Annotated in this window: 17 protein-coding genes and 1 pseudogene; 9 read left to right on the top strand and 9 right to left on the bottom strand. The window is 68.5% G+C overall.

Annotated elements, in window-relative coordinates:
• Nucleotides 1–288 precede the first annotated feature (288 nt).
• Nucleotides 289–723: a hypothetical protein gene (locus FAB82_RS04645; RefSeq protein ID WP_136533373.1), complete on the bottom strand. Its 435-nt coding sequence runs from the start codon at nt 721–723 to the stop codon at nt 289–291.
• Nucleotides 724–1,010: 287 nt separating this feature from the next.
• Here FAB82_RS04645 and FAB82_RS04640 point away from each other — a divergent pair, with 287 nt between their 5' ends.
• Nucleotides 1,011–1,853 carry an RNA polymerase sigma-70 factor gene (locus FAB82_RS04640; RefSeq protein ID WP_246039444.1) on the top strand — a complete coding sequence of 281 codons (843 nt, stop codon included), beginning with the start codon at nt 1,011–1,013 and terminating at the stop codon, nt 1,851–1,853.
• A 49-nt stretch (nt 1,854–1,902) separates the two neighbouring features.
• On the top strand, nt 1,903–3,024 hold the full coding sequence (locus tag FAB82_RS04635) for an NAD(P)/FAD-dependent oxidoreductase (protein ID WP_136533371.1): 1,122 nt from the start codon (nt 1,903–1,905) through the stop codon (nt 3,022–3,024).
• 20 nt (nt 3,025–3,044) lie between these two features.
• Here FAB82_RS04635 and FAB82_RS28530 read toward each other — a convergent pair.
• Nucleotides 3,045–3,621, bottom strand: a pseudogene (locus tag FAB82_RS28530) (cation efflux transmembrane domain-containing protein); the annotation flags it as partial.
• Nucleotides 3,622–3,770: 149 nt separating this feature from the next.
• Here FAB82_RS28530 and FAB82_RS04625 point away from each other — a divergent pair.
• From FAB82_RS04625 to FAB82_RS04615, 3 genes are all read left to right on the top strand, one after another.
• Entirely contained in the window at nt 3,771–4,184 is a 414-nt protein-coding gene (locus FAB82_RS04625) for a DUF6325 family protein (RefSeq protein WP_136533370.1), read from the top strand.
• A gap of 11 nt (nt 4,185–4,195) precedes the next feature.
• A complete protein-coding gene (locus tag FAB82_RS04620) occupies nt 4,196–4,522 on the top strand; it encodes an SHOCT domain-containing protein (RefSeq protein WP_136533369.1) in 327 nt (108 codons plus the stop codon).
• 74 nt (nt 4,523–4,596) lie between these two features.
• Nucleotides 4,597–5,916, top strand: coding sequence for a hypothetical protein (locus tag FAB82_RS04615; RefSeq protein ID WP_136533368.1), 1,320 nt, complete (start codon nt 4,597–4,599; stop codon nt 5,914–5,916).
• A gap of 46 nt (nt 5,917–5,962) precedes the next feature.
• Here the strand turns inward: FAB82_RS04615 and FAB82_RS04610 are convergent, their stop codons facing one another.
• Nucleotides 5,963–6,370 carry a DUF7144 family membrane protein gene (locus FAB82_RS04610; protein WP_136533367.1) on the bottom strand — a complete coding sequence of 136 codons (408 nt, stop codon included), beginning with the start codon at nt 6,368–6,370 and terminating at the stop codon, nt 5,963–5,965.
• Nucleotides 6,371–6,490: 120 nt separating this feature from the next.
• Entirely contained in the window at nt 6,491–7,231 is a 741-nt protein-coding gene (locus tag FAB82_RS04605; protein ID WP_136533366.1) for a hypothetical protein, read from the bottom strand.
• 236 nt (nt 7,232–7,467) lie between these two features.
• Between FAB82_RS04605 and FAB82_RS04600 the strand changes: the two genes are divergently transcribed.
• Together FAB82_RS04600 and FAB82_RS04595 are read left to right on the top strand one after the other, a co-directional pair.
• Entirely contained in the window at nt 7,468–7,911 is a 444-nt protein-coding gene (locus tag FAB82_RS04600; protein ID WP_136533365.1) for a universal stress protein, read from the top strand.
• A gap of 80 nt (nt 7,912–7,991) precedes the next feature.
• A complete protein-coding gene (locus FAB82_RS04595; protein ID WP_136533364.1) occupies nt 7,992–8,900 on the top strand; it encodes a prenyltransferase/squalene oxidase repeat-containing protein in 909 nt (302 codons plus the stop codon).
• 83 nt (nt 8,901–8,983) lie between these two features.
• Here FAB82_RS04595 and FAB82_RS04590 read toward each other — a convergent pair whose 3' ends face one another.
• Together FAB82_RS04590 and FAB82_RS04585 are read right to left on the bottom strand one after the other, a co-directional pair.
• A complete protein-coding gene (locus FAB82_RS04590) occupies nt 8,984–9,550 on the bottom strand; it encodes a hemerythrin domain-containing protein (RefSeq protein WP_136533363.1) in 567 nt (188 codons plus the stop codon).
• A 160-nt stretch (nt 9,551–9,710) separates the two neighbouring features.
• Nucleotides 9,711–10,214 (bottom strand): DUF4383 domain-containing protein, encoded by a 504-nt coding sequence (locus FAB82_RS04585; RefSeq protein WP_136533362.1) that lies wholly within the window; start codon nt 10,212–10,214, stop codon nt 9,711–9,713.
• 458 nt (nt 10,215–10,672) lie between these two features.
• Here FAB82_RS04585 and FAB82_RS04580 point away from each other — a divergent pair, with 458 nt between their 5' ends.
• Nucleotides 10,673–11,509 carry a serine protease gene (locus FAB82_RS04580; RefSeq protein WP_136533361.1) on the top strand — a complete coding sequence of 279 codons (837 nt, stop codon included), beginning with the start codon at nt 10,673–10,675 and terminating at the stop codon, nt 11,507–11,509.
• Between the two features lie 228 nt (nt 11,510–11,737).
• Here FAB82_RS04580 and FAB82_RS04575 read toward each other — a convergent pair whose 3' ends face one another.
• A complete protein-coding gene (locus tag FAB82_RS04575; protein ID WP_136533360.1) occupies nt 11,738–12,739 on the bottom strand; it encodes a phosphotransferase family protein in 1,002 nt (333 codons plus the stop codon).
• A gap of 444 nt (nt 12,740–13,183) precedes the next feature.
• Here FAB82_RS04575 and FAB82_RS04570 point away from each other — a divergent pair, with 444 nt between their 5' ends.
• Nucleotides 13,184–14,788, top strand: coding sequence for an HNH endonuclease signature motif containing protein (locus FAB82_RS04570; protein ID WP_136533359.1), 1,605 nt, complete (start codon nt 13,184–13,186; stop codon nt 14,786–14,788).
• A 653-nt stretch (nt 14,789–15,441) separates the two neighbouring features.
• On the opposite strand, the gene FAB82_RS04565 is transcribed toward FAB82_RS04570, so the two are convergent.
• Nucleotides 15,442–15,909 (bottom strand): carboxymuconolactone decarboxylase family protein, encoded by a 468-nt coding sequence (locus FAB82_RS04565; protein WP_136533358.1) that lies wholly within the window; start codon nt 15,907–15,909, stop codon nt 15,442–15,444.
• Between the two features lie 156 nt (nt 15,910–16,065).
• Nucleotides 16,066–18,741, bottom strand: a complete 2,676-nt coding sequence (locus tag FAB82_RS04560; RefSeq protein ID WP_211116373.1) for a carbohydrate-binding protein — start codon at nt 18,739–18,741, stop codon at nt 16,066–16,068.
• Nucleotides 18,742–18,787: the final 46 nt, after the last annotated feature.

The raw sequence follows: 18,787 nt of genomic DNA, 5'->3' as shown, positions 1-18,787 counted from the left end.
AGTGCGATGAACAGGAGCATTGCGCCGCGGGCGATGTCGGGAGCGAGCGATCGCTCCGATTTGGCGATCGAGGTCGGCGGTGCGGCCTCAGCCGGATGTTCCGCTTGTTGTGGCACGGTGGCCATGAACTGCTCCAAGCCGATGTGGTGTCTGGGTTTCCGCCCTCAGTGTATGGAAGAGGTCCGACATTTGGGATCCCGCCAGCGGCCGATTCCAGGGTGGAGGCACCGGTACCTGGGGAGGAGGTCCAGCGGGTGTTCGAGGTCGTCGATGGCGCACGCCGACCGCTCACGTCGACTCGGTGGTATCCGTCACTTCGTCCCCGCGGACGACACGGTCCCTGTATGTCTGCCAGGCGTTGAAGGCCTCGGCGGCGGTTTCGGCGGTCAACCAGCCCCCGTTTCCGGTCTCAATGGCGCGCGCCCCCAGCGCTTCGGTGACCGCGAGCGCCGCGCCGGCCGCATCGCCTCCACCATGGACGAAGAGCGCCACCATCTCGACCTCTTCAGAATCGTTCCCGGGCAGGGGAATCCCGATGCGGAACCCTGGCCCGTCGTACTCCCCTCGGCCGTCGTTGTCGAAGACGATGCCAGGCAGTTGCTCGACCAGGACCTCACGGACTTCGCCGACCATGCCCAGGCTCGGCGGCTCCCAGCCGCCGGGGATGTCCTCGACTTCCTCAACGTCCTGCGGCACTCGCATGATGTACACGTCCCAACTCATGCCGCGAGTCTAAATCCGTGTCGCACCTCCCGAGCCGGCCCGATTCGCGCAATGGAAACCCCTTCGGAAATCGGTGGCTTTCGGCGCCACGGGCCGTCGCCAGGTCCTGCCCACTCGACGGGTTCGAGGCGTCGGACCACAGCGACCGACCGCCGATGCGAAGACCGTCATGCAGCTGCAATGGGCGGCCCTGAACGGCCGCTTCGGCATTCGGGAATCCTGAGCCGGGCGCACGGCCGTCCGTTACGTCTGAGCATTCTGGGGCAGAACCCGCTAGTCTGCGAGGCGTGGACATCTTCGAGGAGCAGCGGGGCCTATTGCAGGCGGTGGCCTATCGCGTGCTCGGGACCGTCACCGACGCCGAGGACATCGTCCAGGAGGCGTGGCTTCGCTGGAACGGCGTCGCCGCCGACGAGGTCGACGACCCCACGGCCTACCTGGTGACGGTGACGACGCGGCTGGCGATCGACCGGCTGCGCAGCGCTCAGGTGCGGCGCGAGTCCTATGTCGGCCCGTGGCTGCCGGAACCGACCCTGACCAGCGGCGATGTCGCCGATGAGGTGGCCTTGGCCGACACGGTCTCCTCGGCGATGCTCCTGGTCCTGGAGTCGCTGTCCCCGCTGGAGCGGGCGGTGTTCGTGCTGCGTGAGGCCTTCGGCTACTCGCATGCCGAGATCGCCCGCATCATCGACCGCAGCGAGGAATCGGTGCGGCAGACCGCGAAGCGCGCCCGCGACCACGTGGAGTCGAAGCGCCGCAGGTACGACACCGACTCCGCGACCCGGCAGCGGGCGACCGCCTCCTTCATGGACGCCTGCGCGGGCGGGGATCTCGACGCCCTGATCGGCATTCTCGCCCCGGACGTCACGCTGGTGTGCGACGGCGGCGGCATCGCCCCGGCCCCGCGCAAGTCGATCCACGGCCGGGACCTGGTGGCCCGCGCGCTGGTCACGTTCGCCGGCCGGATGCCCGAGGACCCGCACGTCGAGTTCGCCGAGGTCAACGGCGGCCCGGCGATCATCGTCCGCTCCGGCACGCTGCCCGCGGCGGTCATCATGCCGCTGCTGGTGGACGGGGAGATCCAGGAGATCCACCTGGTCAGCAACCCCGAAAAACTCGGGGCAGTGTGATGACGGTCACAGCAACTCACGTTTTCGGGGCCTGTCCCGTCCTTGGGGCATGAATGACATCCTGATCATCGGCGCCGGTTACACCGGCATGATGGCCGCCGTCGGCATCGCTCGCCGCACCAAGGCCGCCAACGTCACCCTGCTCAACCCGACCGACCGCTTCAATGAACGCCTCCGGCAGCACCAGGTCGCCGCCGGACAGGAACTCGGCGACCACCGGATCCCGGATCTGGTCGAGCCGGCGGGTGTCCGGTTCGTCGAGGGCTGGGCCGCCGAGATCGACGCCGCGGGCCGCCGCGTCGTCCTCGGCGACGGGCGCGAACTTCACTACGACACGCTCGTCTACGCGGTCGGCAGCAGCACCCCGGCCGTGGACCACGCCTACACCATTGCCGACCCGAAACTCGCGGATGCGCTGCGCGACAACGCGACCGGCGTCCTCACGGTCTGCGGGGCCGGCCTGACCGGCATCGAAGCGGCGACCGAGGCCGCCGAGGCCTACCCGCGGATGACGGTGCGCCTGCTCAGCCGCGGCGAACCCGGATCGATGATGGGCCCGAAGGCCCGCGCCCACCTGAACCGGGCCCTCGACCGCCTCGGCGTCGAAGTCCGCACCGGCGTGACCATCTCCAAGGTCCTGCCCGGCGCGATCGAACTGGAAGACGGCGACCGGCTCCCCACCGACGTGACACTGTGGACGACCGGGGTGAGGGTCGCACCGCTCGCCGCGCAGGCCGGGATCACCACCGACGACACCGGCCGGGTCGTGGTCGACGCGACGCTGCGTTCGGTGTCGCACCCGGAGATCTTCGCGATCGGTGACGCGGCGGCCATCCGCCAGGGCTACGGGACGATCCACGGCACCTGCCAGAGCGGCATCCCGTCCGCGGCCCACACCGCCGAATCGATCACGCGCCAGCTCAAGGGCAAGGCCCCCAAGTCGTTCCGGTTCGGCTACATCCACCAGCCGGTCTCCTTGGGCCGCAAGGATGCCGTCATCCAGTTCACCAACCCCGACGACACGCCCGGACGCTTCTACCTCAAGGGCAAGGCGGCGGTCTTCTATAAGGAGTCTGTGAGCGGCAGCCCGCTGAAGTTCTACCGGATGCGCATGGCGGTCCCGGCCAAGCTGACCGGGCGGACCGGCGGCCGCCGCAACCGCCTGCCGTAGGGGCTGATCCCCGAGGCGGTTCAGCGGTGGTGGGCCAGTTCCTGGTGGGCGTTGGAGCTGCCGCTCGGGTCGGTGTGGATCGTGGCTCTCGTCAGTCGGGGGATCCGATGGATCAGGCGGTGCTCCGCCTTCGCCGCGATGGCGTGGGCCTGCGACACTGTCAGGTCCGCGTCCACCTCCAGGTCGGTTTCGGGCGTGGAGGCCGTCGGCCACCAGCGCCGCCGAGCCGATTCGCCTGCCGACGCCGATGCGGTAGCGGGCGACCATTTCATTGCCGATGAAGCCGATGAAGCCGATGAAGCCGATGAGCCCGGCGGCGGCGGCCACGGCCCAGAGATGGCCGACGTCGGCGGGACCCGTGAGCCGGTCGATCGCGGCGATGCCCGCCGCCACCGCCGATGCGGCGATGACCAAGACGATGAAGATCCCCGCCAGGTCCTCGGCCCGCCCGTACCTGTAGGTGTAGCGGCGATTGGCCGCTCGGCGTCCCACCAGGAATGCGATGCCCAGCGGAATCGCGGTGAGGGCGTCGGCGACATTGTGGAGCGTGTCGCCCAGCAGGGCGACCGAACCGGTGAAGAAGACGACCACCGCCTCACCGGCACCCCCCACCACGACTGATTCCGCCACGCATCCCCCGTTCGCGCACCGGTTCCCGAATTCAGCCATGAGCGCGGGACGAACGCGGCAAAATCCACATAGTTCAGCTATGAGGCCGGCGCGACCGGCCGGAGGGTAGGCGCGGCATGAACATTAGGGCACCAGTCGACATGGTCCTGGTCGAATTCCCCGGTAATCAGTTCCGAGGCGAGATCCTCGCCGAATTGGAACGGCTCGTGGACGACGGCACCATTCGGGTGCTGGACGCCCTGCTGGTCCGCAAGGACCCGGACGGCACCGTCACCTGGCTCGAGGCCGAAGACGCCGACGACGACCGCCTGGCCCGCCTCGTCGGTGACTCGATCGACCTGCTGGCCGAGGAGGACGCCGAGGCCATCGCCGATGAACTTGAACCGAACTCGTCGGTCGGCATGCTCGTGTTCGAGCACGCCTGGGCCGGAAAGCTCGCCGGGGCGATCCGGGGCACCGAGGGGCGAGTCCTCGACTGGGCCCGAGTTCCCCCCGCCGCGATCGACCAACTCGCCACCACGTCGAATTAGGGGGATTCACCATGATGCGCAGACGAGTCGGCCGGCCGGGCCTCATCGGAACCATGGCCAGGACCGCGGTGATCGCCGGTACCGCCGGTGCGGTCAACCGGTCGATGAACAAGGCCGCGAACAATAGGGCGCAGACCCAGGCCGAAGCCGAGGCCTATCGGGCGCAGCAGTCGACACCGGCGCAGCCCGTCCCGCCCGCGCCGCCTCCCGCGCCCACCGCGCCGGTCTCCAGCGGCGACGACGTCATCTCGAAGCTCAAGCAGCTCGGCGAACTGCACGCCGCCGGGATCCTGTCCGACGAGGAGTTCGGCGCCGCGAAGGCCAAACTGCTCGCCTGAGCCCGGATCCCGAGCGGCGTTCCGGAGCCGGACCAGAAGCAGGATTGCACGATCGCCGAGGGGACCGAGTCACCATGGACGTTGACCCGCTGAGCGACGGCGAACGCGCCGAGCTCGAACGGCTCCGGGCCGAGCGCGCGGCCGCGAAGGACGGGGCCCGCGTTCCGGGCCGACGCGGTGCGCGCTGGGCCGGCTCGACCCTCGTCATGTCCCTGGCCGCGCTCCTGGCGCTCGTCTCGGCCGTGGTCGTCTTCGCCCGGGACGAGGTCCTGGACACCGACCGCTATGTGCAGACCGTCGCGCCGCTCGCCGAGCACCCCGACGTCCGCGAGGCGATCGAGACCCGGCTGTCCACCACGATCAACGAGAAGATGGATTTGCGGGCTCTCACGACCGAGGCGATCGACTCGATCCAGGTCCGAAGTGATGCCGACGCACTGGCCCGGCTCGATCTCCTCGCCGCGCCGATCGCCTCGGCGGTGGAGGGCTTTGTCGGCGACCAGGTCCACACCGTCGTCTACAGCGATCGCTTCGCCCAACTCTGGGAGAACGCCAACGAGACCGCGCACCGCGGCATCGCCGCGATCCTGCGGGGCACGGAGACCGAGACGCTCGCACTCGACGGCGACATGCTCTACATCGAACTGGGCCCGGTCATCGAGGAGGTCAAATCCCTGCTGGTAGCGCGGGGCCTGACCATCGCCGAGCGGATGCCCGAGTTCTCGGTCCAGTTCCCGCTCATGGAGATCCGCGGCCTGGCCAACGCCCAGGGCATGGCCTCCCTGCTCTCCACGCTCGCCTGGGTGCTGCCGCTGGCCGCGCTGGCGCTGCTCGCGGTCGGCGTCTACATCGCTCCGAACCGGCGGCGGGCCCTGGTCATCGGGTCGCTGCTGTTCGGGGTCGCCATGGTCGTCTTGATCGTCGCCGTGGCGGTGGGGCGGGCGGTCACGCTCTCGAACCTGCCCGAGACGGTCCATTCGCCGCAGGCGGTCGCCGCGGTGTACGACATCATGGTGCGATTCCTGACCGCCAGCGCCCAGACCATGCTGGTGCTCGCGCTCCTCGTCGCCATCGCCGCCTGGCTGGCCGGACCGGGTGCCTTCGCCTCGGCCCTGCGCGGCGGACTGACGCAGCTGCGCGACGCGGCCGCGTCGGGACTCTCTCGGTCGGGACTCCAGCTCGGCCCGGCCGCGCGATTCGCCGCGCGAAACCGCCGGCCCCTGGAGGCCGCCGCGGCGGCGCTGGGCCTGCTGTGGCTGATCCTGTGGTCACACCGGGGCATGGAGGGGACCCTGTGGGTCGCGGCGACGGTCGCCTTGGCGGTCATCGTGATCGAAGTGCTCGGCAGAGTCGAAACGGTCGAACCGGTCGAAGCCGAGCCGCACGGGGCATGACGAAGGCCCGCCGTCCTCGGGACGACGGGCCGAATTCGGACTCGAATCAGGATGCGGTGCTGGTCTGCGCCAGCACTACCGCCAGCGCCCAGATGACGAAGACGTCGAGCGCGAGGACGACCAGCGACCACAGCGGGTAGTACGGCAGGAAGAAGAACTGGTCGATCGCCGACAGGACCGCCAGACCGATGCCGACGCCGTAGGCCCAGCTGTGTCCCATGAGGACGAATACGCCGACGAGGATCACCACGATTCCGATGATCAGGTGGATCCATCCCCAACCGGTGGTGTCGATCGCGTAGACGTAGTCGGCCACGTCCACGAAGACCTCGTCCTTGGCGATCGCGGCCATGCCCTGGAAGAGCTGGAACAGCCCGGCCGTGAGCATCATGCATCCGGCGAATATCGCGCCCGCCGTAGCCCAGGCGAGCCTGCCTTCCCCTTCATCGGTCATTTCGGACTCCCTTCACCCCGTGAGCCCGCAGGCGCGGGCGTCGATCGCGGGCGGAAAACCGTCCGCTCAGTCTTGTTTAACGCCTCAGTGGACATTCCGGGATGAATTACGGAAACTCCCTCAGACCTCGACCGGCAAGGTGAGGAGCAGGAGCGCCCCGCACACGAGCGCGACGATGCCGAGGGTCGTGAGGAACATGAGCGGGCGCTTCGCCCTGGCGCGCGAGCCGACGCCGGCGAAGAACAGGACGAGCGCGAAGATCACGGCGGTGAGCACGTAGTTGTCCGAGCGCTGGTTGGCCTCCCTGGCGGTGGCGGACAGGTCCTCTGCCTGATGCTGGAAGTCGTCGGCCACGTCCTGGGAGTCGAGTTGGTACTCGGGCATGTCGAACGGTGTGGGCGGGGCGTCCGGGGTGATCAGCGGCCGCGTGTCGAGCCAGGCTTCGACGGCCACCTGGAAGTCGGGCCTGAATCGCTCGAACATGAATCCGGAGGCCTGCCGAGCGTCGGGTTCGTAACTGCCATCGGGGGCCGGGGTCGTCCCGGCGAGGATCTCCTGGTTCAGGGCGTTGAGCCAGGAGGTGAACGAGACGACGTCCATGAGGCGTTCCTGGCCGGCATCGGTGGAGGCGCGATTGGACTCGACCCGGACCGCCCCGGCCTGGGCGTAGGAGTTGGCCTGCACGCCGCTCCACTTCGCGCTCTGGAATCCGGCCCAGGCCGTGCCGACGGCGGCCAGCGACATCATGATCGCCGGTGTCAGGTCGACCCAGCGCGGCACCGACACCGGCCGGTTCCCGTCCGCTTCCGGCGCCGCGGCGGCTTCCGGCACCGCTTCCTCATTCGGCTCCGAGTTCGCCATCGTCAACCCCCGAACACCCGGCACCCGCGGCCCTTGCGGGCCAGGGTGCTTTTTATCGGAGCTTATGGCCAGAGCAGACTGAACGGGATGAATCGCCCGGATCTGATAGGGCCGAGCCGAACGGGGAACTCCTCTGATGCCGGCCGAGTTCTTCGTTTTGCGGGGACCGTTGTCCCTGTTGGGGGAGGGTCGCCGCAGCGAAGAACTGAACGAGTACGAGAGCGAAGGAGTCAGCAATGTCAGCCGCAGACCGGAACCCGCAGAAGATCATCGTCGGCGTGGATGGATCGGACTCGTCCATCAATGCGCTGAAGTGGGCCTTCGGCCAGGCCGAGCTCACCGGCGCTACCGTCGAGGCGATCCACACCTGGCACGTCGACGCCGCATATGGCGCGGCCGCCCTCATGGTTCCCACCAACGAGTTCGCCCTCGGGGCCAAGAAGACGCTGGAGGAGGCCGTCTCCAAGGCCTCTGGTGGGACGCCGCCGGTGCCCATCGAGGAGCGCGTCTTCGAGGCGCCCGCCGCGAAAACCCTCATCGAGGAGTCGAAGCATGCGTCGCTGCTGGTGGTCGGCAGCCGCGGACACGGAGGCTTCGTCGGGGCATTGATCGGCTCGGTGAGCCAGTACTGCGTCAACCACGCCACCTGCCCGGTCGTCGTGGTCCGCAGCGCCGGCTGAGAACGAGACACCCAGAACGGGATCGGCGGCGTCAGCGAGGACGCCGGCCGGGATCACCTGACACCCCCTAGCGTGGAGGCATGGCACGAATTACCGACACCATGCTCGAACGGTCCACCGAGTTCATCTGGCTCACCGGCAGTGTCCTCGAACAGCGCCGAATGGAGCTGTTCCTGGGCGGCGGGAGCCGGGACGCCGCGCTCGCGGCACTGGAGGCGTACCGCACCGCTGACGGCGGCTTCGCCTTCGCGCTCGAAACCGACGTCAAAGGCCCGAATCCGCAGCCGCTCACGGCCATGACCGCCCTGGAGATCCTCGCCGAGATCGACGCGCTCGACCAGAAGGCGGCCGCGCCGATCTGCGGCTGGCTCACCCGCCACACCGCCGCCGACGGCGGCGTCCCCGACCTGCTGCCGACCGTCACGGCCTATCCGAGGCCGCCGTGGGTCGAGGCGCCGCCGCAGGATCGGGGCGGCCTCCTCACCACCGCCCGCATCACCGGCCTGCTGCTCGAACACCGAATCGAGCATCCGTGGATCGCGGGAGCGACTGCGTTCTGCCGCAAGGCGATCGACGAACTCGAGGCGACGCACCCGTACGAGGTCTACGGCGTCAATCTCTTCCTCGACCACGTCCCGGACCGGGACTGGGCGATCGCCGCCTCAAGGCGAATCGGCCAGATGGTCCGCGACGGCGCCCTGGTGCTGCTCGACCCGGCCAACCCCGATCGCATCTCCCCGCCGCCCGGATACGCGGTGGAGGAGTTCGCCTTCGCCTGCGACTTCGCGTCGCCGCACAGCCTCGCCGCCGCGTGGTTCACCGCAGACGAAATGCGGATCGCCTTGGACCACTTGGCATCCGAGCAGCGCGAGGACGGCGGCTGGCCGATTCACTACCGGCGCTGGCATCCGGCGATCGAGCAGCAGGCGCGGCCCGGGTTCACGCTGGCGGCATTGAAGACGCTGCGCGCCTGGGATCAAGCGGTCTGAGCGGCGAATTCGCGTGGGCTCGAGCGAGATCGGCGCCGCAGCTGGCGCAGTCGATCCATCGTTTCGGCGCGACCCTTGCGGGTTCAGACATGCCGGTGGGCGAAGCTGTCGCGGATCCTGTCGATGAGCCCCAGGCCGGGGTCGACGATCATATTGGCCGGCGGCTTGTGCGGAGCGTGGGGATGCGGCCGCGTGGGGGCGTGCTCCTTCGCGATGAGGACCTTCGCGCCCAAGTTGTCCAGTTCGCCCTGCGTGAGGCTCCGGCGCAGGCGGGGGAGGAGATCGGACTCCTCCTCGGAGACGTGGTGGCGGATGTCCTCGATGAGCTCTGCCAGCAGCTCTTCGAATTCGGGGCTGTCGGGCCCGAGTCCTTCGAGGCGCTTCATGACCGCTTCGGCCTCGCCGTGCGCTTGGATCGCGTGGTCGGCGACCTCGTCGCCGTCATCGAGCCGCTCGCGCGCGATCGGGTACATGTACTGCTCCTCGACGACGGCGTGGCGCACCAGCACGGCGATGATGTGATCGGCCAGCTCCTTGCGGCCGTCGGCCTGCCCCTTGTGCCGCTCCAGCTCGCGGAACACCGCTTCGATAACGCGATGGTCCTTGAGGATCACGTCGACCAGGTCGGTGTTGTCTTCAGCGTCGAACATGGCTCCTCCGATCCGCGCAGATGCGATCGCCTACGGTGTACCCGGGCTCGACCGGTGGAAACCCGGCCGGCCCACGCGTACTCCTCAATGAGGTCGCATCCCGGAGCGGGCGCGGCCGATCGAGGCCCGGCGGGCAACATCCGAGCACCGCGGGCCGACCTCACCAGGACTCGCGCTCCTTCCGCTCCGCGGGCGCGGGCTTGGGCTTGCGCGAAGGCACCCAGGGCAGCAGCACTCCCAAGGCGACCATCGCCACGCCGAAACCGACGTGCAGCCAGTCGTCGGCGGTGTTCATCGGCAGGAAGTTGCCCGCGTCGGAGCCGCCGACGAAGAACCCGTAGATCCCCAGCAGCAGGTACAGCAGCCCGCCGCCGAGCAGGAACAGGCGCGCCCCGGCGACGTACCACGACATGAACATGCCCAGCAGGCCCAGGAACAGGTGGACGAGGTTGTGCAGGACCGAGACCTCGAAGATCCCGAACAGCTGCGCCTCCGACTCGTGTCCGGCGAACGTGATCCCGTCGAAGCCGGTGGTGATCCCCGGTAGAAATCCGAGCACGCCGACGATGACGAACGCCAGGCCCACAATGACGGCCCCGTCCTGAACGGGCGCGGTCTCCCACTTCTTGAGTCGGGCACGGTGGTGGTGCCGCGTCGCCTCCATGGTTGTCGCCTCCTCGAACCGTGCGATGTCTTCGCGTCGCCCTGCACGGATACCCGCACCGACCTCGCCGGAAACCGCCCGGAGGCGGGCTCAGGAGCGAGGCAGGGTGGACAGAATCAGGTCCGCGTAGGCATCGCGCTCCGCTTCCTCGGATGCGAACGCTGCGAACATCCGTTCCAGCGCTTCAGGTCCCAAGATCGGCAGCGGCCCCTAGACGCGTGCATCGAACCGCGCCTCCTGAAGCAGCAGAACGGAGGCCGCGTCGAATGCCGGTGGCTCACGGCTCATGACTTCACTGCGTCATCAATGAGCGAATTCTTGGGTTCCCGTCGGCTCAGCCAGTACTACTGCGGCACTTGCGGCTCGGGACGGGTCCCGGCGCGGTGTGCTTACATTTCGGGGCGGGAACGGCTAAACGGCCCAACCCTCACATCCACCCCGAAAGGATCACAGTAGACATGAAGAGGAAGCATCTGATCCGCCTCGGTGCGGGCGTTGCCGCAGGTCTCGGCGCCGTCGCGCTCGCCTGGACCGGCATCGCCGCCAACGCGGACGAGCCTGCGACCGACGACGTCGAAGCCAAGATCATCGGCGGCCAGCCCGCCGAGGAGGGCGACTACCCGTGGCTCGTCGGCGTCGGCTCCGACGGCGAAGGCTCTCCTTACGAGCGGCGGTTCTGCGGCGGCTCGGTCATCACCGAGACCGTCGTCCTCACCGCCGCGCACTGCGTCGAAGACGAAGCTGCCGACGACCTGGCGGTCTTCTCCGGCTCGGTCGACCTCGAATCGGACTCGCTGGTCGAGACCGCAGTGGCGGACCTGCACGTCTCCGAGGACTTCAACGACCCGATCACCTTCTCCAATGACTGGGCGCTGCTGCTGCTCGAAGAGCCGATCGACGTCGAGTCGATCGAGCTCAGCCAGAACCCCACCGAGTACGACACCCTGGAGGTCGCCGGCTGGGGCGACACCGGTGAGGGCTACCCGACCGTCGCCCAATGGGTCGAGGTGCCCTTCGTCGATGACGAGGACTGCGCCGAGGCTTACTCCGACGAGTTCGACGACGAGACCATGCTGTGCGCGGGCGACCTGGAGAACGGCGGGGTCGACTCCTGCCAGGGCGACTCGGGCGGCCCGATCATGGCCCCCGCCGAGGACGGCGGCCTGATCCTGGCCGGCATCGTCAGCTGGGGTTACGGCTGCGCCGAGGCGGGCAACCCGGGCGTGTACTCCGAGGTGGCCGACTTCAACGACCCGATCGAGGAGGTCATCGAGGGCTGGGAGGACGGCGAGTAGTACCTGCGAGGGAACTGCTCAACTGAGCCGCTGAGGGGCCGGGGGGGATGCGTCCTCCCGGCCCCTCAGCGCGTCCGAACCGGGCGTGTTGATCAATGGTTCAGTCCGATCGACCGCCCGTCCCGCGTGTGTCAGACGACGGTGTCGGCCGTGACGGACTTGAGCCGGCTCACGCGCCCAGACTCGGGTGCAGGTCACGATGTCCCGTGTGGGCGCGAAGACGACGACCTACCAGATGAGTCCATCTAGATGGTTATGGCCAGAGAGCAGGCGAGCGATGCGGTCCTGCGCCGCTTCGCGTATGTCAGGCTGGGGGTGGTGTGCGTGTAGCGCGAGCTCCCTGTGCATGTCATAGAAGAGCAACCGCTCGCGCAGATGCTCGCGCTCGAACAGCTCCGGATACGCGCCGTACAGCCATCCGGGGACCTCGGTGAGTGTGGTCTCGTCGAGCCCTTGTTCGTCGGGTGTGGGTGGGTACTCTCGCGCTTTCGCGCACCAGCGCAGGATCGTATCGAGCTCGACATCCGCTGGCTGAGCCGACGCCTCCGCGAAGTCGATGAGACCGGTGACGCGTCCTTGGTCGACGATCACGTTGGATCCATGTAGATCACCATGGACGAGGACAGGTTCGTCGGCGGCAAACAACGCCAGCCGCTCCTGGATCCAATCGGCGACGTCCGCGAGCAGGCGCGAGTCATGACCGGGCAGTCGCCGGGCAGCCTCGACCTGCTGGAGCGCCGCACGCACTACGGGTGGGTGGAACGCAGCCCACGGCTTGCCGGCGAGCGCGTCGGCCAGCCAGGGCGGCAGCAGGTCGGCCGGGACACGAACACGGTGAAGAACGCGCAACGCCAAGCCGAGGCTCTCGATGATTGCTTGGCGCGTGTGCGAGTCCGCCGCCGGCCATACCTCGTACAGGGTTCGGCTGGGCAGGCGTTTGGAGACATACCACGGCCCGTCCGGGCCGTCGCCGTGGGCAAGGATCCGGGCGTGTGGGACCTCGCTGCCGGCGAGCAGATTGACGACCGTTGCCTCATGGCGATACGCGTCGCGGAACCGTCCGTCGTTGTTCAGTCGTACGACGTATTCGTCGCCGACCCACACGCGGCTCACCCAGCCGGCCTTTGGAAGAAAGCGCCCGGTTGCTGGCAGACCAGCGGAAGCCAGCGTCCTCAGCAGCGTCGGGTCGGTAGCCGGCTTGTCGACGAACGGTGTTGATTGGTCGCACACGTACCAAGCCTCGCACACATCGGTTCACTAGACCGTTAGCCGACCCAGACTCCGAGCAGAGGGACAGGCCCACCAAGGGCCTGGTCCCTCACTGCTATCCACCTTCAAAACCCCAGCCGGACCAGTACTGCGTGGCCCGCGCCGTTCGGGTCGGTCTTCAGGCGTCAGCGATGAAGAGGTGGCGGGCAGCCCGGGCGGGCGTTGCCGGCGTCCCTGTCCCGGTGTTGGGCGGGGTTCAGACGGGCAGCGACGGAAGGGTGGGGAGGGTGGCCCCGCGACACGCCCGACCGCGGGGTACGTGGCACTTGAGCTGGGAAAACACTCTACATTCACCCGATCGAGTGATGCCAGCGAACCCGTCATGTGTCACCATTGAGGCATAGAACAGGAACACTAAGACAGGCGAACTGTTCGAGACACAGACTCTCCGAGGAGGTGAGATAGATGGCCACCAGTCACACCACTACCGCACAGGCCGGTTCCGACCGGCGGGGCAAGTCCGAGGCCATCCACACCGTCCTCGATGAAGCCGCCTCGACCATCAACGCCTTGCACGCCACGGTGCTGGCCTCGGTGATCGATGCGAAGACCTGGAACATCCACCGCGACTTCGACGGGTTCTCCGCCCTGCGGGAATGGCTGGTCGCCACCTTCGACTTCCATCAGCAGATCGCCTCGGACCTGGCCGCGATCGCCAGGCGTGCCAAGAAGTTCGCCCTCCTCGCCACGGCGGCGACTTCGCAGGCGGCCAGGATCGACCCGGTCGCCTACGCGGTGCGGCAGTTGGACAAGACCCCCGCGATGCGCCTCTACGCGCGGACGCCCTACCGCGAGGCCGTGGCCTCCCCCTTCGACGGTGCGGTCTCCTGCGCGACCCCTGAAGCCCTGGTGGTCCAGTACTGCGCGCACGCGCCCTTCAAGGACCTGAAGGCGCACCTGGCCGAGATCGAAGCGTCCCTCGCTGAGAGTGCGGAGCTGTTCGAAGGGCTCGGGGAGCAGTCCCTGCAATACCTCGAACTGTCCGAGAACGCCAGCGGCATGTGGACTCTCGCCGGGCAGTTGTCGGCCGATACCGGTGCCCTGTTCGCCAAGATGCTCACCACCTCGGTTCCCCCGCCCCGCCAAGACGAAGCCGACACCGACGGGGACCTGCCCGCGGCGGCGAACCGGAACGCCGAAGCCCTGCACCAGATGCTCGCTTCCTATGGCACCGACCCGGCCGCGCCGAAGCGGCACGGGCACACCGCGACCCTGTCGCTGTCATGCGATCTCCAGACCCTCCGCGGGGAAGTAGACCTGACCCAGGAGCCAAGCCGCACCCCACGACTGGACGGGCAGCCGATCTCCCTCGCCAAGGCCCGTCTCCTGGCCTGCGAAGCCGGCATCATCCCGATGGTGTTCGACTACGCCACGGGGGAAGTAGTCGAGCTCGGCCGCGAGGAACGCCTCCCCAACACCGCCCTCCGTAGGAAGCTCGAAGCCGAGCAGCAGGGCGGGTGCGCCTGGCGAGGCTGCGACCGGCCGGTCGCCTGGTGCGAAGCCCACCACATTGCACACTGGGCTGACGGCGGGAGCACGAACGCCGAGAACCTGATCCTGCTGTGCCGGTTCCACCACGGCCGTATCCACACCCCCGGCTGGACCGTCGCCAAGACCGGCCCGGGGCAGGCGTTGATCGTCCACCACGACGGCCACGAAGCGGCCCCGGCCGACATGGGCGAATACTCGGCAGGCGAAGGCAGCACCGGTAGTGGCTGCGGGTATGGCTGTGAAGACCACCGCAGCAGCATCGATCTCGATGAGGACTTCAGGAACGGGCCCGATGATGCCTTTCCCACCGGCCTCTACCCCGAGGAACACGCCCAAGTCCCAGGCCGGGACTTGAGGGATGTTCTCGACGCCTATGCGCTCCACCGGATCGGCATGGACCTCAAGCAAGCCAAAGCCAGGGCACGGGAACGCTTCCGCCAACCCTCCACCGCCGAAGCCGAACCGGTCACGGCCGCCCCACCAGGCGACCGGTTACGGTGCCCCGCCGCCAGGCAGTAATGGCGGCGGGGGAAGCGGACCAACCAAGGACCGCAGCCCGACCCACCCGGCAACGGGACCAACGGGATCGGGCCCTCCGCCGTGCCCAGAGGCCGAACCAACCTTCCACCGGGCTCCCCAGAGCCGCACCCAGCTTGCACCGGCCCACCCGAAGACCCCCACCCCCGGCAACAAACGCCAGCCACCCTCCACACCTCTCCATCGCTGACCGCCCTGACCGCTACCATCACCGGACCCGAAGGCCAGCGGCCGAGCCGAGGGGAATCCCACCACTCCATCGCTGATCCGTCTGAAGCCCAAGCCGCACGACCCGCATCCTGCTGTCGGGCGTGCCGCCCACCGGAGCTCCGGCAGCTCCGGAGGCCCTGCCTCGCCAACGGACACGGGCCCCTTCCCACACCCTCGTCGCTGCCGCCATTTGCGCAGCCGGGCCATCTACCGGCGTCGTCCCCGCCAGCGCCCCCGTCCCCAATGCAGGCCTCCCCATGCGCGACAACACCATCACTGAACCCACCAGCGAACTCACCGCCCGCCTACCGCCGCCCGCGCAGGCGCCCTCACAAAGCAGCATTGCAACTAGGGGACTCCCGGGCCAAGCGGTCGAGACAAAGGGGCCCGCGTTCGGCGCGGGCCCCTCTCCTTCGATCGCTCCCTCAGTCGGTCCACTGCTCCGCGGGGGAGACCCCCGGGATCGGGAGGCCGATGAGGGCCAAGGGGATGAAGTAGCCGATCTGGCCGAGGATCGCGGTGATCGTGGTGATCTCGCGCTCGTCGTAGTGCTTGGCGGCTTCGGCGTAGAGCTCGTCGGAGACCCTGCCGCGGGAGGTGGCCGGGGTGTGGACCGCTTCGGCGAGGGCCAGGGCGGCGCGTTCGGCGTCGGTGAAGCAGGTCGCGTCCCACCAGGTGGCGACCGAGTCGAGGCGCTCCTTCGAGTTCTCGGACTCGCGGACGATCCGACTGGTGAGGTACGAGCTTCCGACGATCTGACCGACCCGCAGGCCCATCAGGTCGGCGGTGGTCTGCGGGATGACCCCGTCGTTCACGCTGTTCACGGCCTGCGCGACCTTGGCGATCGCGGGATTGTGCTTGATGGGGCTGGAGAGGCGGGACTTGAGGCTCATGATGTTGGTCCTTTCTCGACCTTTGCTTCCTGATTCACCTCCATGACGGATCCCGGAACTTGGATGTGACCGCCCCGCGGAAGTTTTTTCGCGGCGGCGGTCAGATGAGAAAGCGGGCCCCGGGGTTTCCCCGGGGCCCGCTCTAGTCGCTCTTCCTTAACGACCGCTTCTGCGCTTCGTCTCCGGGTTCCCCAGGACGCGCGGTGAGACGATCACCCGGTCGATGTTCGGGGCCCAGGCGTCCGCATTGCCCAGCCGCAGGGTTTCATCCCCAGTGGACAGCGTGACGGCGATGGTCCGCTCCCAGAAGCTGTCCCACGAGTAGGTGTAGCGGAAGTAGGCGTCGCCGACCGGCGTCGTCCCCTCCTGGACCTCCAGGCGGCGGTCGACCACCTGGGGGTTGTAGTCGTGGTCGCCGGACAGCTCCGCGTTCGCGTAGTGGACGGTCACGTCGTAATCGCCCGGCTCGGCGAAGCCGTCGCGGGGGAGTTCGATCGCGTTGCCCGACCCGTTGCCGATCCACCCGACATAGGCCATACCGGAGGCGTTGGAGCCCGAGCCGTCTTCCAGGATCTCCACGGCCGCTTCACCGTGCAGCACGGCGTCCTCGGCCTCGATCGCCACGGAGGACTCGTCGGCGGTCCGGGCCCGTACGGTCGTGAGCGACCCGATGGTCGCGCCCGACGAGCCGAGCTCGATCTCATTGATGCCCTCGACTAGGTGGACCCTGGCCGTCGAGGTCCAGCGCCCGGCTCCGGAGGCCTCCACGGTGACCGTCGGCCTTCCGTTGACGGCCAACCTCACCGACGCGGCGGCGGTGGACGCCCAGTCCACCACCAGGTCGTAGTAGCCGGTCTCGATCGCCGTCGCGTACAGGTCGGCTCTGGCGCCGCCGCTCAGGGCCGCTCCGCCTCGGATCGAGCCGTCCCAAACCAGCGCGGCGCCGTTGTACAGGCGGAACACCGAGGCCGGGTACTGCGTCGGCTCACCTTCCTCCACTGAGGTCAGTGAGACCTTGTCGAGGGTGATGTCCGAGTTCGGCAGGACGGCCGCGCCGTCGGCGCTGGCGCGGATGGACAGGGTGTGGGCACCCGCGCTCAGTTCGACCAGGACCTCGGCGCTGCCGCGGTACTGCCACTGGCTCGTCGCGTTGAGCCCCAGGTCGGCCGTGTACTGGATGGTGTCGGCCAGGGAGCCGTCGACGAACAGCGCGTGCCTGCCGGGGATGCCGGGGGCGCCGCCGATGACCTGGAGGCGGTAGGTGCCGTCGTGGGGCACCTCGACCGCCCAGTCGGCGCGGGAGCCGACCTTGTTGAACGAGCCGACGTCTTGTCCGCCGGAGGAGAGGAACTGCCAGCCGCCGTTGCCTTGGGGGTCATGGGAATACACCGTGGCATCGGTGATCGCCAGGTCCTCGGCCTCGATGGCGGCGGTCCAGGGCTGGGCCGCGGCCGAGCCCTCCACGTCGCGGGACTGCTCGGGGGTGAGCACGAGCTGGTAGCCCGCGTACCGGTCGTAGCTCGCCACGTCCAGGCGCAGCGTGCCGCCGTCGAGGGAGACCCCGTCCGCGGTGGCGATGACGCGCGGGTTGCCCGCTAGGCCTTCGGCGCCGATCAGCGCGATCTCGCGGACCTCGACGTCGACGCGGTCGCCGAAGACGGCGGCGTCGAGCCCGCTCAGCTCCAGTGCGACGTCGTCGCCGGTACCGCCCCACAGCACGGTGGCGCGCCGGTTGGCCTCGTCGATGGCCCCGATGCCCTGGAGGGTGTCGACGGCATTGAGCGCCGGGGGATTCACCTGGACGGTCTCGGAGCCTTCGAGGTCGCCGTACCACTTGAACATCCACCAGCCGGCGTTCGCGCCGTTCGGGCGGGCCGAGTTGTCGGAGAAGTTCCCGGCGTAGTTCCAGTACGCGGTCTGGGCGTCCACCTTGGTGTCCTCGAACATGCTGAACCACTGGACGAGCTGTCCGGGGACGCTCATGTCGCGCAGCATCCCGTACTCGTTGATGTTCACCGGGATCGGGTCGATGCCGAGGGACGCTTCGAGTGCGCGGTAGTCGTCGAAGTGGCCCCGGTAGGTGCCGAGGTTGTCGATGCCCAACTCGTGCCAGATGGTGATGTCCGGCAGCGAGCCGTTCTCCTTGGCGAAGGCGAGGATGTCGGCGCTGCGCTGGGGCTGCCAGCGGGTGTCGGCGGCGCTGGCGATGCGGGCGTGCCCGAGGCCGTGGCGCTCCCAGACCTCCTGGATCTTCTCGTAGGCGGCCTGCCAGTCGGCGAGGAACTGGTCCTTCTGGTTCGGCCAGTCGGTGTACCAGTTGCCGTCCGGCTCGTTGAAGGGGATCAGGATGTAGTCCTGGGGGCGATCGGAGTCCGTCGCGACGGCCTCGGCGACGAACTCGACGATTTCGAGGTAGTCCCAGACGCCGTTGCCGCCCTCGGTGTAGGTGCCGTCCTCCTGGTTGTACGTGCGGGTGTCCCCGGGGCGCCTGCTGCCGTGGTAGGGCCAGTCGGGGTAGTAGTCCTGGACGTAGATGTACATGTCCTTGCCGTGCTTGGTGAAGAATCCGTCCTCGACCTTGATCGCGTCACCGGAGGGGTGCTGCGTGCCGTAGGGGGCCTTCTGCGAGGTGTTGGTGAGGTGGGCGCCGTTGATGAGCGCCTGGGTGGGTGCTCCCTCGTCGCCCAAGCCATAGAGCGTGCCGGTGGCACCGCCGCGGAAATCGCCTGTGCGGGTGGCGAAGTCCACGCCGAGGGTTCCGGTCTGGGCGAACGCGGGCCGCACCGAGATCCCGGTGGCGGCGGCCGCGGCGGCCGCTGCAGCTGCTGCCAAAGTCGTCCTTCTCCTCATCGATCTGTCCTCTCCTCATTGAGACATA

Source organism: Glycomyces buryatensis (assembly GCF_004912275.1).
GTDB classification, from domain to species: Bacteria; Actinomycetota; Actinomycetes; order Mycobacteriales; family Micromonosporaceae; genus Glycomyces; species Glycomyces buryatensis.
Note: the sequence above shows the minus strand (reverse complement) of the source record. Positions and strands in the feature narration are given on the sequence as shown.

Bases quoted from the DNA above. Each gene is read 5' to 3' on its own strand.
- FAB82_RS04645 (WP_136533373.1), bottom strand. From the start codon at position 723: ATGAGTTGGGACGTGTACATCATGCGAGTGCCGCAGGACGTTGAGGAA.
- FAB82_RS04635 (WP_136533371.1), top strand. From the start codon at position 1,903: ATGAATGACATCCTGATCATCGGCGCCGGTTACACCGGCATGATGGCC.
- FAB82_RS04625 (WP_136533370.1), top strand. From the start codon at position 3,771: ATGAACATTAGGGCACCAGTCGACATGGTCCTGGTCGAATTCCCCGGT.
- FAB82_RS04620 (WP_136533369.1), top strand. From the start codon at position 4,196: ATGATGCGCAGACGAGTCGGCCGGCCGGGCCTCATCGGAACCATGGCC.
- FAB82_RS04615 (WP_136533368.1), top strand. From the start codon at position 4,597: ATGGACGTTGACCCGCTGAGCGACGGCGAACGCGCCGAGCTCGAACGG.
- FAB82_RS04610 (WP_136533367.1), bottom strand. From the start codon at position 6,370: ATGACCGATGAAGGGGAAGGCAGGCTCGCCTGGGCTACGGCGGGCGCG.
- FAB82_RS04605 (WP_136533366.1), bottom strand. From the start codon at position 7,231: ATGGCGAACTCGGAGCCGAATGAGGAAGCGGTGCCGGAAGCCGCCGCG.
- FAB82_RS04600 (WP_136533365.1), top strand. From the start codon at position 7,468: ATGTCAGCCGCAGACCGGAACCCGCAGAAGATCATCGTCGGCGTGGAT.
- FAB82_RS04595 (WP_136533364.1), top strand. From the start codon at position 7,992: ATGGCACGAATTACCGACACCATGCTCGAACGGTCCACCGAGTTCATC.
- FAB82_RS04590 (WP_136533363.1), bottom strand. From the start codon at position 9,550: ATGTTCGACGCTGAAGACAACACCGACCTGGTCGACGTGATCCTCAAG.
- FAB82_RS04585 (WP_136533362.1), bottom strand. From the start codon at position 10,214: ATGGAGGCGACGCGGCACCACCACCGTGCCCGACTCAAGAAGTGGGAG.
- FAB82_RS04580 (WP_136533361.1), top strand. From the start codon at position 10,673: ATGAAGAGGAAGCATCTGATCCGCCTCGGTGCGGGCGTTGCCGCAGGT.
- FAB82_RS04570 (WP_136533359.1), top strand. From the start codon at position 13,184: ATGGCCACCAGTCACACCACTACCGCACAGGCCGGTTCCGACCGGCGG.
- FAB82_RS04565 (WP_136533358.1), bottom strand. From the start codon at position 15,909: ATGAGCCTCAAGTCCCGCCTCTCCAGCCCCATCAAGCACAATCCCGCG.